9 protein-coding genes, 1 tRNA gene and 3 rRNA genes are annotated in these 16433 nt (G+C 38.7%); 6 read left to right on the top strand and 7 right to left on the bottom strand.

The window, feature by feature from the left end:
* The 4 genes from O970_RS03665 to O970_RS03650 form a co-directional block, all read right to left on the bottom strand.
* On the bottom strand, positions 1–277 hold a 277-nt coding region (locus O970_RS03665), incomplete at its 3' end, for an FAD-dependent oxidoreductase (RefSeq protein ID WP_036562561.1).
* Between the two features lie 621 nt (positions 278–898).
* Complete coding sequence (gene polA / locus O970_RS03660; RefSeq protein ID WP_036562562.1) at positions 899–3694, bottom strand: DNA polymerase I; 2796 nt, start codon at positions 3692–3694, stop codon at positions 899–901.
* A gap of 69 nt (positions 3695–3763) precedes the next feature.
* Positions 3764–4414 carry a DsbA family protein gene (locus tag O970_RS03655; protein WP_024495808.1) on the bottom strand — a complete coding sequence of 217 codons (651 nt, stop codon included), beginning with the start codon at positions 4412–4414 and terminating at the stop codon, positions 3764–3766.
* Between the two features lie 37 nt (positions 4415–4451).
* Positions 4452–4721, bottom strand: coding sequence for a YihD family protein (locus tag O970_RS03650; protein ID WP_024495807.1), 270 nt, complete (start codon positions 4719–4721; stop codon positions 4452–4454).
* A gap of 216 nt (positions 4722–4937) precedes the next feature.
* Between O970_RS03650 and mobA the strand changes: the two genes are divergently transcribed.
* Both mobA and mobB read left to right on the top strand, forming a co-directional pair.
* Entirely contained in the window at positions 4938–5516 is a 579-nt protein-coding gene (mobA, locus tag O970_RS03645; protein WP_036562559.1) for a molybdenum cofactor guanylyltransferase MobA, read from the top strand.
* Positions 5513–6004 carry a molybdopterin-guanine dinucleotide biosynthesis protein MobB gene (gene mobB / locus O970_RS03640; RefSeq protein WP_036562558.1) on the top strand — a complete coding sequence of 164 codons (492 nt, stop codon included), beginning with the start codon at positions 5513–5515 and terminating at the stop codon, positions 6002–6004. The genes mobA and mobB overlap by 4 nt, the downstream gene beginning before the upstream one ends.
* Before the next feature lie 82 nt (positions 6005–6086).
* Here the strand turns inward: mobB and metA are convergent, their stop codons facing one another.
* The 3 genes from metA to O970_RS03625 form a co-directional block, all read right to left on the bottom strand.
* Positions 6087–7019, bottom strand: a complete 933-nt coding sequence (gene metA, locus O970_RS03635; RefSeq protein ID WP_024495805.1) for a homoserine O-acetyltransferase MetA — start codon at positions 7017–7019, stop codon at positions 6087–6089.
* A 508-nt stretch (positions 7020–7527) separates the two neighbouring features.
* Positions 7528–7854: a hypothetical protein gene (locus O970_RS03630; protein WP_024495804.1), complete on the bottom strand. Its 327-nt coding sequence runs from the start codon at positions 7852–7854 to the stop codon at positions 7528–7530.
* A gap of 39 nt (positions 7855–7893) precedes the next feature.
* Positions 7894–10536 carry a tetratricopeptide repeat protein gene (locus tag O970_RS03625; protein ID WP_024495803.1) on the bottom strand — a complete coding sequence of 881 codons (2643 nt, stop codon included), beginning with the start codon at positions 10534–10536 and terminating at the stop codon, positions 7894–7896.
* Positions 10537–11522: 986 nt separating this feature from the next.
* Between O970_RS03625 and O970_RS03620 the strand changes: the two genes are divergently transcribed.
* The 4 genes from O970_RS03620 to rrf form a co-directional block, all read left to right on the top strand.
* Positions 11523–13060: ribosomal RNA gene (locus tag O970_RS03620) — 16S ribosomal RNA — on the top strand.
* A 52-nt stretch (positions 13061–13112) separates the two neighbouring features.
* Positions 13113–13188 (top strand) — tRNA-Glu (locus O970_RS03615).
* Between the two features lie 175 nt (positions 13189–13363).
* Positions 13364–16260, top strand: a 23S ribosomal RNA gene (locus O970_RS03610).
* A gap of 65 nt (positions 16261–16325) precedes the next feature.
* Positions 16326–16433, top strand: a 5S ribosomal RNA gene (rrf, locus tag O970_RS03605); the annotation flags it as partial.

The raw sequence follows: 16433 nt of genomic DNA, 5'->3' as shown, positions 1-16433 counted from the left end.
GCACAGCAGGACCTTTACTGGCATTAAGGATCCTAAATTGAATTCCTGATCTATCGATCGCGTGTGCCATTAATCCGCCAAGCGCATCGATCTCTTTGACTAAATGACCTTTACCAATTCCACCAATAGCAGGATTACATGACATTTGTCCAAGGGTATTAATATTATGGGTAAGTAGAAGCGTATTTCTCCCCATTCTTGCTGACGCCAAAGCGGCTTCAGTACCTGCATGACCACCACCGACAACAATAACGTCAAAAAGATCCGGGTACAGCATAAAAACCTCGATTTATAAAATTTATTTAAAGCATGATGTTTTAATTTTAGAGTGTGATTTTACTCGTCTTTTTAAGATCGTCAAATGATCTTAAATTTAGATCCTTTTAGTTATAGAAAGATCTATTTAAATGATCTTTTATTATTTTTATTATTAGTTTGAAAAGGATCTGTGAATAAAGTTATTTTTTCATTATAAATCAGATCATTAATCGATCTAAAAAACTGTGGGTTAAATCAAAGATCCTTGTTTGCATGCTGTGTATAGATCTTACTATTATCCACAGCATAGATAAAATAAAAAGTTATTATGTGTATGATAACAGCTTTTGATCGCAGATAACCACAAAGTTATACACAAAAATAAAGTTTAATCATTGTTTTTTAGTACAAAAAATGAAGAATATTTAATCTTTTTTTACTCTATTGTGAATTTATGTGAGTGTTTTTAGTAAGGGATCGAAATAAAAAATTAGTTAAAATATGATCGATGGAGTGGTGATCTTAACTCCGAAAAGCGGGATTAAATTAAAGTTAAACGATCATGTAGGTTAGCGATGTATAATAAAGATTGATCTTGATTTTTTATGATCAGGATCAATCTTTTGATAGGTGAGATTTTTTAATGGGCTTGATCCCAATTATCGCCTACGCCAATGTCAACGTGAAGCGGAATAGAAAGTGGATAACAATTTTCCATTATGTGTTGGATTTGCGGTTTTAATTGCGCTACTTTTTCCTCTTTTACCTCAAAAATGAGTTCATCATGGACTTGCATTAACAGACGAATATCATCTTTAGCCTGTTGTTTAATAAACTCGGCTATGTTTATCATCGCGGTTTTTATAATATCTGCAGCAGTGCCTTGCATTGGGGCATTGATTGCGGCTCGTTCAGCAGCTTTACGCTCCATAGCACGGCTTGATTTTATACTTGGTAGGTAGAGTCGCCGTCCAGATACGGTTTTTACATAACCTTCTTCTGTGGCTTGTTGCCGCGTTTCTTCCATATAAATAGCAATCCCTGGATAACGCTTAAAATAACGGTCAATATAAGATTGTGCTTCTTGTCTTGGAATACCTAATTGCTTGGCTAAGCCAAATGCACTCATTCCATAGATTAAGCCGAAATTAACCGCTTTGGCACTTCTTCGTTGTTCTGTTGTTACTTGATCTTCAGCGATCCCTAAGGTTTCAGCTGCCGTAACACGGTGAATATCTTTATTTTTATTAAATGCGTCAAGTAAACCTTGATCTTTTGACAAATGTGCCATTATGCGTAGCTCTATTTGTGAATAGTCAGCGGATACAATTTTATACCCTTTTGGTGCAATAAAGGCTTGTCTAATTCGTCTTCCTTCTTCATTACGAACAGGGATATTTTGTAAATTTGGATCAGTGGATGATAAACGACCAGTAACCGTCCCTGTTTGATTATAGTTGGTATGAATTCGATGGTCTTTTTCACTTACCATTAATGGCAATTTATCGGTATAGGTATTTTTTAATTTCGCTAATCCGCGATAGGTAAGTATAAGCTGTGGCAGCGCAAAATCTAGTGCTAATTCAGTTAAAACTTCCTCACTTGTTGATGGATCACCTTTTGGCGTTTTCTTTAAAATAGGTAATTTCAGATTCTCAAATAGTATTTTTTGCAGCTGTTTTGGGGAATTAGGATTAAATTCTTCTCCTGCTAATACAAACATGTCTTGCTCAAGTTGAGTAAGTTTTAGGGCTAACTCATTTGAATAGCTTTTTAATAAATTACTATCAATTAATACCCCATTGCGTTCCATTTTAGCCAAAATAGGCACTAAAGGCATCTCTATTGCTGTGAATATTTCCGCCAATTGCGGTTGATGTTTCAGTTTTGGCCATAATGTTTGGTGCAATTGTAATGTAACATCGGCATCTTCGGCGGCATATTGGGTCGTAGTTTCTATATCAATTTGGCTTATCGGTAATTGTTTTTTACCCGATTTAGTTAAGTCATTATAGGTTATGGTTTTATGATTAAGGTATTTCATTGCCATTGTGTCCATATCATGTCGACCGTTACTGTCTATAACATAGGACTCAAGCATCGTATCAAAGGCTATTGCTTTGACGTCAATACCATAGTTAGCCATAACACTACAATCATATTTCAGATTCTGACCAATTTTTAGGATTTTTTCGTTTTCCAGTAAAGGTTTTATTTTGGAAATTACTAAATCAATAGCTAGTTGATCAGGTGCATCAATGTAATCGTGACCGACTGGAATATAAGCTGCTTTTCCTGGCTCTGCACAAAATGATATACCGACTAATTGAGCACTATAGTGATCAAGGCTAGTTGTTTCGGTATCGAACGCTAATATATCCGCGCTAGAAAGTTGTGCTAGCCATCTATCTAGTTCTGATTCAGTTAATATGGTTTGATAACCATTTTCTATTCTTGTTAAAGATAATAAACAGTGCGTTGTGTCGTTATGATTACTTACATTATTTTCTGATCGTTCTGCCTTTAGCGTTGATTCATTTGTCGTCAAATGAATAAATTTGTCATGGGCTAATTCAATTAGCCAGCGTTTAAATCCATTATATTCAAATAGCGTATTTAGCATAGCGTTATCAGCTGGTTGGATATTGATTTCATCTATCGATAAATGCAAATCAAGATCGGTTTTAATCGTAGCTAATTGATAAGATAGTTCCGCATCGGCATGATGAGTAAGTAATTTTTCTTTTAATGATTTTGCCCCACGGATCGGTAATTGGCTCACTTCATCGATTCGAGCATAAAGATCTTTTATACCAGAAAAATGACTTAAAATCGCCGCGGCGGTTTTTTCACCAATTCCAGGTACGCCAGGAATATTATCTGATTTATCGCCCATTAGTGCTAAATAATCAATTATTAAGGCTGGCGGAACGCCAAACTTTTCAATCACATTTTCTGGCTTTAAGATAACATTATTCATGGTATTGATTAATGTGACATGTTGATTAACTAACTGTGCCATATCTTTATCGCCAGTACTAATCAGCACATCTTTTCCTGCCTTAACTGCTTGCATGGCTAATGTACCAATTACATCATCAGCTTCAACACCTTCCACACATAATAAGGGTAATCCCATGGCTTTAATTATAGTGTGAATGGGATCTATTTGCTTTACTAAATCGGTTGGCATTGCTTCACGGGTTGCTTTATATTCACTATAGAGTTGATGGCGAAAAGAACCCCCCTTAGCGTCAAACACAACGGCAATATGCGAGGGCTTATACTTATTTAATAAGCTTTTTAACATATTAATCACACCATAAGTGGCCCCTGTTGGTTCACCATTGGCATTGGTTAAGGGTGGACAAGCAAAGAAAGCTCGATAAAGATAAGAAGAGCCATCAACAAGAATAATAGGAGAGTTATTTGTCATAATATCGTCACTGAAAATTAATTGCATACCAATAAAAAACGCGCATTAAGCGCGTTTAGTATAACATCTTTATTTATCATCAAGGCCAAGAAGATAGTTAATTACTCGAGAATGATCCTTAATCCAAAGGTCTTCATTGGTTTGATTAAGTTCACGTCCATTTAGTTGATATTTACCATTTACATAAAAAGAAGGAACCGAGATCGGTCTTAATTTATCTATTGCTGCTGATTGTTGAGTTAAGAAAGATTTCACCAAAATATTGGATTTCATTGACTCATATTTATCCGATGGAACACCAAGTTGAGCAAAGACTTTCTGAATATCTTCAGGGGTACTGATTGTTTTATCACGGTGAATACCTTCAAAAATGGCTTTAGAAAAGGCATCGGTTAAATCGAGAACATGCGCAATAGCCCAGGCTTCTGATAGCTCTTTAGATAAACCGCCAAAATTTTCTATATGATATTTTTTGAACACGGCACCTTCTGGCAAGTTGGCTTTTATCACATCAGCAATATGAAATTGTGTTTCCGCCATATAACACGCACCACAATAAAAAGAGAAGAACTCAATCACTTCTTGCTGCTGTGAAGGTAATTGTAACAACTTAGTATACTGTTTACCTTCAACTATATCTGTTGTATCGCTATTTGTATCAACAGCAAAACTGCTATTATTGATTAATAATAGACTAATTAATAACAATATTTTTTTCATACCATATCCTATATAAATGATTATTTTCGAATGATAATTAATCCTTAATTATTCCTCGCGCTTTTAATAATGCTGTTTTAAAATCCTCTTCATAATCCTTTTTTAAACCAGGAATCACTTCCGTTTTAGCGCTATCACGCATTTTTAGATGATAAATTAAGATTTCATCACTTAAATCAACCAGTTCGCCAGTAAATCCAGCTTCTTGACCTAATTGTTGCAAAAATTGTAGTAAATTAAGATCGGATTGTTTTTGCCATGCAGGCAAAATTAGCTCCATAAGTTCATTAACGCGATGACATTTCATAGTGATGATTTCCTATTCTTATAGATAATATGATGAATTAAATTGTTCATTTGATCCATTGCATTAGCGGTGCGTAGTTATTTAATATGAATCGAGAATAAGCAACATAATAATTAATAAGATACGATTCTTACATACTTTTTATTAATCAGGCAATATTTAAATTACAGTAGTGCTATTTTGAATTTAATCAAATTCTTTTACGGATAAATAATTATGACGAAATTACCTATTACCGCTATTATTTTATGCGGTGGGCGTGGAACCCGCATGGATAATCAAGATAAAGGTTTAATTTTATTTAGGGGAAAACCACTTGTTACCCATTTAATTGAACGCTTAACTTCACAAGTTGAGCATATAATGATTAATGCTAATCGTCATCACCGCACCTATCAATTATTAGGTTATCCTGTCTTTTCTGATTTGATGTCAGGTTATTTAGGGCCATTAGCTGGAATTTATAGTGGTTTACATTATGCCACCACCGATTGGTGTGTATTTGTTAGCTGTGATACCCCTTTTATTCCAAATGATTTGGTTATAAAACTGTATAACGGAATAGATAAACAAAAAGCAGCATATGTTAGTGATGGGCTACGTCATCATCCTACTTTATTACTGATCCACAAACAGTTAAGGCAATCTTTAAAAAATGAGATAGAGAATGGGCAACGCAAACTACAACTCTTTTTAAATCATTATCAAGCTGCAAAAGTTGATTTTAGTGAAAGCGCCCACAGTTTTGTTAATATCAATACTCCACAACAACTTGATTATTGGAATCGACAATGAAAATATTGGCAATTAGTGGTTATAGCGGCTCAGGTAAGACCACATTACTAAAAAAATTAATTCCTTTATTAAAAGCGGAAGGCGTTTGTATCGGTGTCATTAAACATACTCATCATCATGTCGACATTGATACACCAGGAAAAGATAGTTATGAGTTAAGAAAGTCAGGGGCAGACCAAACGATTGTCGCCAATTCGCATCGTTGGGCTTTAATGGTCGAAACCCCCGAACAGCCGTACTTAGATATTTACCAATTAGCGAATCAATTTACGGCTGTTGATTTGGTGTTAGTTGAAGGATTTAAGCATGAATCCATAGATAAACTTATTATTCACCGCCAAATCGTCGATAAACCGCTTACTGTTGATAATAACACCCTCGCTATTATTAGTGACATTGATCCCAAAATCCCGCTTCCTTTTATGTATATTGATGATATTTATACTATCAAGTCATTTATTCTTAATTGGTTAACCAAATTAACTTAATCAAGGTAACTAAATAAAAAATGATGGATTAATAATAAAATGGTTACTTAATTTATTAACACTTTACTTCTATTATCATGGTTTACTCATCAATGGTTATTTCACGCGTCATTAAATCATAAGGGGTAACTTGATAAACATAATAATTAAGCCAATTACTAAATAAGAGATAAGCATGACTACGCCAGCGAATTTGCGCCGATTTTGTTATATCATTATGAGGAAAATAATTTTCCGGTATTGATGGATTCAATCCCGCATCAAGATCACGGAAGTACTCATTAGCTAAGGTTAATGCATCATATTCAGGATGACCAGTGACAAAGACCATACGTCGGTCATCGGTTGTCATCAAATACGCGCCGGCTACTTTTGATTCTGCCAAAATAGTCAAATTAGTCTGTTTACAAATCATATCGCTAGGAAAATCGGCATAACGAGAATGTGGCGCCCAAAAATGATCATCAAAGCCCCGCGTTAATATGGCTTTATTATCAGTAATATAATGATCGAAGACACCGGAAAGCTTTTGCTGACGAACTAATTTAGGTAAGCCATAAATAATATTTAGTGCAGCTTGGGCTGCCCAACAAAATAAAAGCGTCGAGGTAACATGGTGCTGTGCCCATATAAGAATCGTTTTAAACTTATCCCAATAAATAACCTCATTAAAAGGTATTTTCCCTAACGGTGCACCAGTAATAATTAAACCATCATAGTTTAAATGTTGGATATCATCAAAATCGACATAGAAACTATCAAGATGTTCTGAAGGCGTATTTTTCGATTCGCGTTGATCAATACGTAATAGATCAATATCAATTTGTAAGGGCGAATTAGATAATAGACGTAAAAATTGATTCTCAGTTTCAATTTTCTTGGGCATTAAATTAAGAAATAACAACTTCAATGGGCGTATTTCCTGACGGTTAGCACGACTATTTGACATAATAAAAACATTTTCATCACGTAACAAATTAACAGCAGGTAAAGCATCAGGAACACAAATTGGCATAGATAACTCCTCAATCATCTTAATTATGTTATATATCGCTATATTTGGATGTCTAGACTTCCAAATATAGCGAGTTGAAGTGAACTTGTCGAGCCTTTTTTAGGCGCCGTACTAAATTGCGATGATGAGTTATCATTTGGATGAATTAACTACGTCGAGCAAACCGTTATCGTGAGATAACAAATAGCCAATGAAAACAGAAGCGAATAAGAGATAAAAAATAAAATATATAAGAAAAACCTATTATGAAGTGAAAAATAATAGCACTCATTTAATTAAAAACTAGTTATTGGTCAAGTAGCTTTAGCTCGTATTAAAAGATTTAATGCAATAAAAAATGAATAAAATAATTAAACGCTATATTTTGTTTAAATAAAACCCATATTATTTGTACAGTTGTGATATGAATAAAACGCCTAGAAAATTTATTATGCTCAATAAATACAGGGCATTGGTTAGCAAAAATGCCATTATGCCCTGCAATAGATTAAGTTAAAATAAAGACCTTTTATAAAGGAATACACTCCTCACGGATTTTTTGTTTATCGTCTGTTTCTATTGATGAATAACTTATATTAATTATGGGATCTTGATTGTATTGTATTTCAGTAATACAATTAAATAAATATGTTTCATATCTATTCCATTGTTTACTTGTCCCATAAATTTTTATGATTGGTTTTGTTTCGGGTAACAGCGATTCAACAAGAGGTTCATTTTCCTTCCATATATAATATCCACCACTTACCGCTAATGCCAATAACACGATCATCACTATTCGAAAATTTAAACGGCGTTTGGCTGGTTTACTTGGGATAATAAATGTATCATTCATATTTGATATCCTGTATTCGTTTTTTCACGTTAAACATATTTATTTTTGATCTAATGGGTTACGAATTAATGGAAGAAACTGATATGACTTACTATATTGAGCCAGTTTATTGGTTGCCTCAGTAAGTTGTTCCGTAGTGAGCTGTGCTTTTAGTTCTTGAACTTTATTAGCAGCTTGATCCTGATGGTGTTCTGCTAATAAGCTGTACCAAACATACGCAAAAACATTATTTTGGGGAATATCTACACCTTGTTCATGCATATCGGCAAGTTCAAACCATATTTTATAAATATCAGCGGATGACAACATACTACTATTAGCATAAACATATTCTTGGTCTTTCAATACTCCCCATAATCCATCTGAAATAAAACCGATTAAGTCATTTTTTAATAATCTGGCTTTAGTGTATTGGTAAGTGGCCTGAAAACGCCGTTTAGAATCTAAACTTGAGTCCAACTCTAAATGACCATAATACCTCATAAGTAATTCAACCGCATCGGTATTACCCGATTTTAGTAGTTTCTTGAGCTGTGAAAGGTAGTTGCTATCTCTTGCATCATAATATAGCCGCGTATAATTTAATAAGTTAATGATAGCGTATTCATTTTGATTATTTGCTAAATAGTTAAGTTGTTTTCGATATTGTTTTTCTTGCTTTGTTAATTGATAGTATTTCGCTTTTAAAAATTGTTTTTGCTGATCATTACTATGGCTGTTATCAATCCAAGAAAACATTAATTCTTGCTGCTTAATGATACAAGTTAAGTTGTTACCAATTAATTGCGTGATGAAATCTTGCTGTACAGCAGTATCCCCATCGGTAGCCAGTTCTATTGCTGCTTTGCAACTCTCATCAGTTCTAAATGGGTTATTATAGGTAACATTATGTTTTGTAAAGTGATAAATAATTTTTGATGTTGGATTGGTTTGATATTGTTGCTTTAACCAATCTTCTCCATCAACAATCACGGTTGGAGAATAATAATTTTGTGGATGATCAATGTATTGTGTCGTTAACCAATTAAATTCAGGATGTGATTTATTAATCGCTATCAAAAAGTTCTGTGCAGGTTTATATTGTTGTTGTGCTGCCAAGTTAAGATATTGCCATGCTTCGTGGTAATTTTGTGGCACTCCTTTTCCTAGATAATAAAGTACCCCTAACCGGTAATTTGCTAGTGTATAGCCTAAATCAGCAGCTTGTTTATAATATGATATGGCAGTGTTAACATCGTTAATAATAAAGTCATAGAGTGTGCCAAATCGATATAAAATGGCTGGATTAGTAGGTTCAAGTTTTAATGCGGATTGGTAAAGGGCAATTAATTCATCGATAGAATGATATTTAATATTGTCTGCTTCACGATAAAACCCATACGCCATCCCGCGATTTTGCATAAGTGTTAATAAACTTGAAAAATTGGAGTCATCTAAATAATAATATTGGTTACGCATTTCTTGATCAAGCTGAATATAGAATTTTTCTTCATCCTTTAAATTATCCGCAAATATTGCATTCATGATATTGCTGGCTTTGTCAGCATATGACTGATTTTTATTATTAATTTTATCTTTTTTCGTTTTGATTTCATTAGAATAATACCGCTCTATATATTCACTGTAGCCGAAATTTTGCAAAACTGGTTTATTTTTATAAAGGGGCTGGATAACATTAAGTAAAAATTGATTTTGTAACGTTTGCTTATTAGATGGTGGAATATCAACATCGGGGCTAATGGTCATCCCCAAATGATAATATTTTGCGGCTGCTTGGAGATCTTTTTTTATTCCTAGGCCATTTAAATAGTGCCAAGCTAGCTGGAGTACCATTTTTTGTCTATTTTCTTTATTAATCCCTTGATAATGAATAAATCGGACTAACCATTTACTCGCCCATAGGTAATTCGGTTGCTCTGATTTTGAACCATCTATCTGTCCGCCGCTCAAAAAATACTCCACCAATTCCATCGGAATATCGAATGCTTTATTATATTTTATATCCGTTGCCGTCTCTTCAAGCCAATATAACTCTTTTTTCGGATCATTAATCTTATTTTTATAGAGTTGATAAAGTTGGTACTGGGCTTTCCCGTAAAATCCCCAATCATAGCTCTCGCTTGCCATTTCATAGTACATTATGGCTTTATTGTAATCCGCTTTAACATCTACTCCATCATTATAGAGGGTCCCTAATATGTATTGTGCTTCTCCTACTCCATGTTTTCGCCCCGTTTCATTTAACCAAAGTGTTCCTTCACCTACGCTAAATGTTGCTTTAGGAGAAATAGGTGAAGCTGCTTTTTGTAACCAATAAAGCCCTTGTTTAATATCTTTGGCAACCAACTTGCCTTCAATATAAGCTATGCCCAAGTCTTTTTGTGCAAGAGGATATAAATTTTTAGCTGATTTAGTTAAAAATTCAATATATTTATCCGCTGATTTATCATGGCATTTCGCCAATTTTTTATTGTTTGACATGAGGTAAAACTGATGAGGTCGGCAGTCCCAATCATTATTTTTATCTAATGGGTTATAAGCCCGTGCAAGCTGATATTGAGCTACACTATCTTTGTTATTGATTGCAGCAGACCAAGTTTTTTGATTAATTGTTACGGAAAATGCATAATTTGAAAAAAACAAACAGAGTGTAAATAAAGATAATTTTTTAATATAATTCATTTTAGTATATCCATATTGTTTGTGTTTAATTTATAAAATAGATAATGACTTTTTTTAAAGTTGGCAGGATTAATAGATATGCTTTTATCAATTCTTAACGAATTATTATGTTCATCCAAAGTACAAAACAACTAAATCCAGACTAAAAAATAGTTATTTTATAAATATGTAATTAAAAAAATCAAATAAAACCAATGTTTTTGAGGGCTTTAGAGGCAAGATAGATCCTGGTTTCACATCAATCAAAAGCGTTTTATTTGACATTTATTGTCTATTGTAATGAGTTAACTTAAGCAAACTGAAAATCAATTTTATATTTAATTCGCTACCTAAACGTTTTAGTTAAATTTTCTAACGCCTTTTATTAACGTCTAATTTAGAAAAGCGTTATCGTGTTTTTAGCTGTAAAAAAACAGACAAAATATCTGCTTTTTTTCGGTTTTTGTAATGGTAATATTTAGAAATCTCAATTAGCTGCTTTCAACGCATTTTTTCCAATCGATAATCGACGTAGTTCGATATCATTGCCTATCAGTATTGTAAATAATTGATCTACTTTGATGGTGACTTATAACATCTACTGACATAAATTGATGGTAAATCAAACGAATTATGGTTATAAATATAAAATTGTGCCTAAATTAAGAACAAATAAGCATTTTTTTGAAAATAAAGCTTGCGAAATAAATTAGAGTGCCTATAATGCACCTCCATTGAACGACAACGAGACGAAAGTTGAGAAGTTGGAAGTTAAAAAGTTGAGGAATTTGAAAAAAGTTCTTGACTAATGAAAAAGGAAAGCGTAACATACGCAGCCCTTGAGACAGCAAAGCTGTCAGCTCTTTAAAAAATAGAACAGACAATCTGTGTGGGCACTTGCAGGACGAAAGAATTAAAGTCTAAGGACTTAAAAGAATCAAGTCTTGATAAGTGACACTGAAGATTCATTTGAATATGTCAGAAACAGTTATTGAGCATCAAACTTTAAATTGAAGAGTTTGATCATGGCTCAGATTGAACGCTGGCGGCAGGCTTAACACATGCAAGTCGAACGGTAACATGAGTGCTTGCACTTGATGACGAGTGGCGGACGGGTGAGTAAAGTATGGGGATCTGCCGAATGGAAGGGGACAACAGTTGGAAACGACTGCTAATACCGTATAATGTCGCGAGACCAAAGCATGGGACTTTCGGGCCATGCGCCATTTGATGAACCCATATGGGATTAGCTAGTAGGTGGGGTAAAGGCTCACCTAGGCGACGATCTCTAGCTGGTCTGAGAGGATGGCCAGCCACACTGGAACTGAGACACGGTCCAGACTCCTACGGGAGGCAGCAGTGGGGAATATTGCACAATGGGGGGAACCCTGATGCAGCCATGCCGCGTGTATGAAGAAGGCCTTCGGGTTGTAAAGTACTTTCGGTGATGAGGAAGGTGATGTATCTAATAGGTACATCAATTGACGTTAATTACAGAAGAAGCACCGGCTAACTCCGTGCCAGCAGCCGCGGTAATACGGAGGGTGCGAGCGTTAATCGGAATGACTGGGCGTAAAGGGCATGTAGGCGGATGATTAAGTTAGGTGTGAAAGCCCCGGGCTCAACCTGGGAATTGCATTTAAAACTGGTCGTCTGGAGTATTGTAGAGGAAGGTAGAATTCCACGTGTAGCGGTGAAATGCGTAGAGATGTGGAGGAATACCGGTGGCGAAGGCGGCCTTCTGGACAGATACTGACGCTGAGATGCGAAAGCGTGGGGAGCAAACAGGATTAGATACCCTGGTAGTCCACGCTGTAAACGATGTCGATTTGGAATTTGCGGTCTTGAGCTGTGGGTTCCGGAGCTAACGCGTTAAATCGACCGCCTGGGGAGTACGGCCGCAAGGTTAAAACTCAAATGAATTGACGGGGGCCCGCACAAGCGGTGGAGCATGTGGTTTAATTCGATGCAACGCGAAGAACCTTACCTGGTCTTGACATCCACAGAATCTTGCAGAGATGCGAGAGTGCCTTCGGGAACTGTGAGACAGGTGCTGCATGGCTGTCGTCAGCTCGTGTTGTGAAATGTTGGGTTAAGTCCCGCAACGAGCGCAACCCTTATCCTTTGTTGCCAGCGGTCAGGCCGGGAACTCAAAGGAGACTGCCATTGATAAAGTGGAGGAAGGCAGGGACGACGTCAAGTCATCATGGCCCTTACGACCAGGGCTACACACGTGCTACAATGGCGTATACAAAGAGAAGCGAGCCAGCGATGGTGAGCGGACCTCATAAAGTACGTCTAAGTCCGGATTGGAGTCTGCAACTCGACTCCATGAAGTCGGAATCGCTAGTAATCGTAGATCAGAATGCTACGGTGAATACGTTCCCGGGCCTTGTACACACCGCCCGTCACACCATGGGAGTGGGTTGCACCAGAAGTAGATAGCTTAACCGCGAGGGGGGCGTTTACCACGGTGTGATTCATGACTGGGGTGAAGTCGTAACAAGGTAACCGTAGGGGAACCTGCGGTTGGATCACCTCCTTACGAAGAGCCTGCAAGTGTTCACACAGATTGTTTGTTTTAAAAGAAGATAGTTGTCCCCTTCGTCTAGAGGCCTAGGACATCGCCCTTTCACGGCGGTAACAGGGGTTCGAATCCCCTAGGGGACGCCATGACTAACTATCGAAAAGATATTGATAAGCACATTGATAAAGTGTGCAGATGAATATAGCTCTTTAACAATTAGGAACAAGCTGAAAAGAAACGAGTTCTCGGATATTAAGGCATGTTATATGGCATAGCTAAGATATTTGAGGAAAGCGAAACCGAGACAACTAAGAGTTGTAAGGTTAAGAAATTAAGCGTACACGGTGGATGCCTAGGCAATCAGAGGCGATGAAGGACGTGTTAATCTGCGAAAAGCGACGGTAAGCTGATAAAAAGCGCAATAGCCGTTGATGTCCGAATGGGGAAACCCAGTACAATAATGTACTATCATTAACTGAATAAAATAGGTTAATGAGGCGAACCGGGAGAACTGAAACATCTAAGTACCCCGAGGAAAAGAAATCAACCGAGATTCCCAAAGTAGCGGCGAGCGAAATGGGAGGAGCCCAAAGCGGGTAGCATGATGAGCTAGTGGAACGGTCTGGAAAGTCCGGTGAAACAGGGTGATAGCCCCGTACACGAAAGCCATGATGTGGAAGCTTGAAGAGTAGGGCGGGACACGTGATATCCTGTCTGAAGAAGGGGGGACCATCCTCCAAGGCTAAATACTCCTGATTGACCGATAGTGAACCAGTACCGTGAGGGAAAGGCGAAAAGAACCCCGGCGAGGGGAGTGAAATAGAACCTGAAACCGTGTACGTACAAACAGTGGGAGCATGTACCGTTAGGTATGTGTGACTGCGTACCTTTTGTATAATGGGTCAGCGACTTATATTCTGTAGCGAGGTTAACCGAATAGGGGAGCCGAAGGGAAACCGAGTATTAACTGTGCGTTAAGTTGCAGGGTATAGACCCGAAACCCGGTGATCTAGCCATGGGCAGGTTGAAGGTTGGTTAACACTAACTGGAGGACCGAACCGACTAATGTTGAAAAATTAGCGGATGACCTGTGGCTGGGGGTGAAAGGCCAATCAAACCGGGAGATAGCTGGTTCTCCCCGAAAGCTATTTAGGTAGCGCCTCATGTATTGTCATTGGGGGTAGAGCACTGTTTCGGCTAGGGGGTCATCCCGACTTACCAACCCGATGCAAACTCCGAATACCGATGAACAGAGCATGGGAGACACACGGCGGGTGCTAACGTCCGTCGTGAAGAGGGAAACAACCCAGACCGCCAGCTAAGGTCCCAAAGTCATAGTTAAGTGGGAAACGAAGTGGGAAGGCTTAGACAGCTAGGATGTTGGCTTAGAAGCAGCCATCATTTAAAGAAAGCGTAATAGCTCACTAGTCGAGTCGGCCTGCGCGGAAGATGTAACGGGGCTAAAACTATGCACCGAAGCTGCGGCAATGCACGAAAGTGTATTGGGTAGGGGAGCGTTCTGTAAGCCTGCGAAGGTGAACTGAGAGGTTTGCTGGAGGTATCAGAAGTGCGAATGCTGACATAAGTAACGATAAAGCGGGTGAAAAGCCCGCTCGCCGGAAGACCAAGGGTTCCTGTCCAACGTTAATCGGGGCAGGGTGAGTCGACCCCTAAGGTGAGGCCGAAAGGCGTAGCTGATGGGAAACGGGTTAATATTCCCGTACTATATATGACTGCGATGGGGGGACGGAGAAGGCTAGGTTTACCACCTATTGGATGGTGGGTTAAGCATGTAGGCGTGTGATTAGGCAAATCCGGTCACTGAAACGCTGAGGTGTGATGACGATGCACTAAGGTGCAGAAGTAATTGATGCCCTGCTTCCAGGAAAAGCCTCTAAGCTTCAGGTCATATGTAATCGTACCCGAAACCGACACAGGTGGTCAGGTAGAGAATACTAAGGCGCTTGAGAGAACTCGGGTGAAGGAACTAGGCAAAATGGTGCCGTAACTTCGGGAGAAGGCACGCTGATGGTAATTGAAGTCCCGCGCGGATGGAGGTGAAATCAGTCGAAGATACCAGCTGGCTGCAACTGTTTAATAAAAACACAGCACTCTGCAAACACGAAAGTGGACGTATAGGGTGTGACGCCTGCCCGGTGCTGGAAGGTTAATTGATGGGGTTAGCAGAAATGCGAAGCTCTTGATCGAAGCCCCAGTAAACGGCGGCCGTAACTATAACGGTCCTAAGGTAGCGAAATTCCTTGTCGGGTAAGTTCCGACCTGCACGAATGGCGTAATGATGGCCAGGCTGTCTCCACCCGAGACTCAGTGAAATTGAATTCGCCGTGAAGATGCGGTGTACCCGTGGCAAGACGGAAAGACCCCGTGAACCTTTACTATAGCTTGACAGTGAACATTGAGCCTTAATGTGTAGGATAGGTGGGAGGCATAGAAGTGTGGACGCCAGTCTGCATGGAGCCGACCTTGAAATACCACCCTTTAATGTTTGATGTTCTAACGTAGGTCCCTGAACGGGATTGCGGACACTGTCTGGTGGGTAGTTTGACTGGGGCGGTCTCCTCCCAAAGAGTAACGGAGGAGCACGAAGGTTAGCTAATCCTGGTCGGACATCAGGAGGTTAGTGCAATGGCATAAGCTAGCTTGACTGCGAGAGCGACGGTTCGAGCAGGTACGAAAGTAGGTCATAGTGATCCGGTGGTTCTGAATGGAAGGGCCATCGCTCAACGGATAAAAGGTACTCCGGGGATAACAGGCTGATACCGCCCAAGAGTTCATATCGACGGCGGTGTTTGGCACCTCGATGTCGGCTCATCACATCCTGGGGCTGAAGTAGGTCCCAAGGGTACGGCTGTTCGCCGTTTAAAGTGGTACGCGAGCTGGGTTTAGAACGTCGTGAGACAGTTCGGTCCCTATCTGCCATGGGCGCAGGAGAATTGACGGGGTTTGCTTCTAGTACGAGAGGACCGAAGTGAACGCACCGCTGGTGTTCGGGTTGTGATGCCAATCGCATTGCCCGGTAGCTAAGTGCGGAATAGATAAGCGCTGAAAGCATCTAAGCGCGAAACTAGCCCGGAGATGAGTTCTCCCATGACGAGAGTCAGTAAGGTCCGTTCGAGACTAGGACGTAGATAGGTTGGATGTGTAAGTGCAGTGATGCATTGAGCTAACCAATACTAATGAGCCGAGGTCTTAACCTTACAACTCTGAGTTGTTTTGGAATCGCGAAAACAGTTTGTTCTTGATTGAAGAGAAACAGGATATGTCTGGCGGCATTAGCGCGGTGGTCCCACCTGACCCCATGCCGAACTCAGAAGTGAAACGCCGTAGCGCCGATGGTAGTGTGGGGACACCCCATGTGAGAGTAGGACAC

The organism is Candidatus Schmidhempelia bombi str. Bimp (assembly GCF_000471645.3).
Lineage (GTDB): Bacteria > Pseudomonadota > Gammaproteobacteria > Enterobacterales > Orbaceae > Utexia > Utexia bombi.
Note: the sequence above shows the minus strand (reverse complement) of the source record. Positions and strands in the feature narration are given on the sequence as shown.

What these genes read in the sequence shown, in the direction of transcription:
- polA (WP_036562562.1), bottom strand. Translation starts at nt 3,694, where the DNA reads ATGACAAATAACTCTCCTATTATTCTTGTTGATGGCTCTTCTTATCTT.
- O970_RS03655 (WP_024495808.1), bottom strand. Translation starts at nt 4,414, where the DNA reads ATGAAAAAAATATTGTTATTAATTAGTCTATTATTAATCAATAATAGC.
- O970_RS03650 (WP_024495807.1), bottom strand. Translation starts at nt 4,721, where the DNA reads ATGAAATGTCATCGCGTTAATGAACTTATGGAGCTAATTTTGCCTGCA.
- mobA (WP_036562559.1), top strand. Translation starts at nt 4,938, where the DNA reads ATGACGAAATTACCTATTACCGCTATTATTTTATGCGGTGGGCGTGGA.
- mobB (WP_036562558.1), top strand. Translation starts at nt 5,513, where the DNA reads ATGAAAATATTGGCAATTAGTGGTTATAGCGGCTCAGGTAAGACCACA.
- metA (WP_024495805.1), bottom strand. Translation starts at nt 7,019, where the DNA reads ATGCCAATTTGTGTTCCTGATGCTTTACCTGCTGTTAATTTGTTACGT.
- O970_RS03630 (WP_024495804.1), bottom strand. Translation starts at nt 7,854, where the DNA reads ATGAATGATACATTTATTATCCCAAGTAAACCAGCCAAACGCCGTTTA.
- O970_RS03625 (WP_024495803.1), bottom strand. Translation starts at nt 10,536, where the DNA reads ATGAATTATATTAAAAAATTATCTTTATTTACACTCTGTTTGTTTTTT.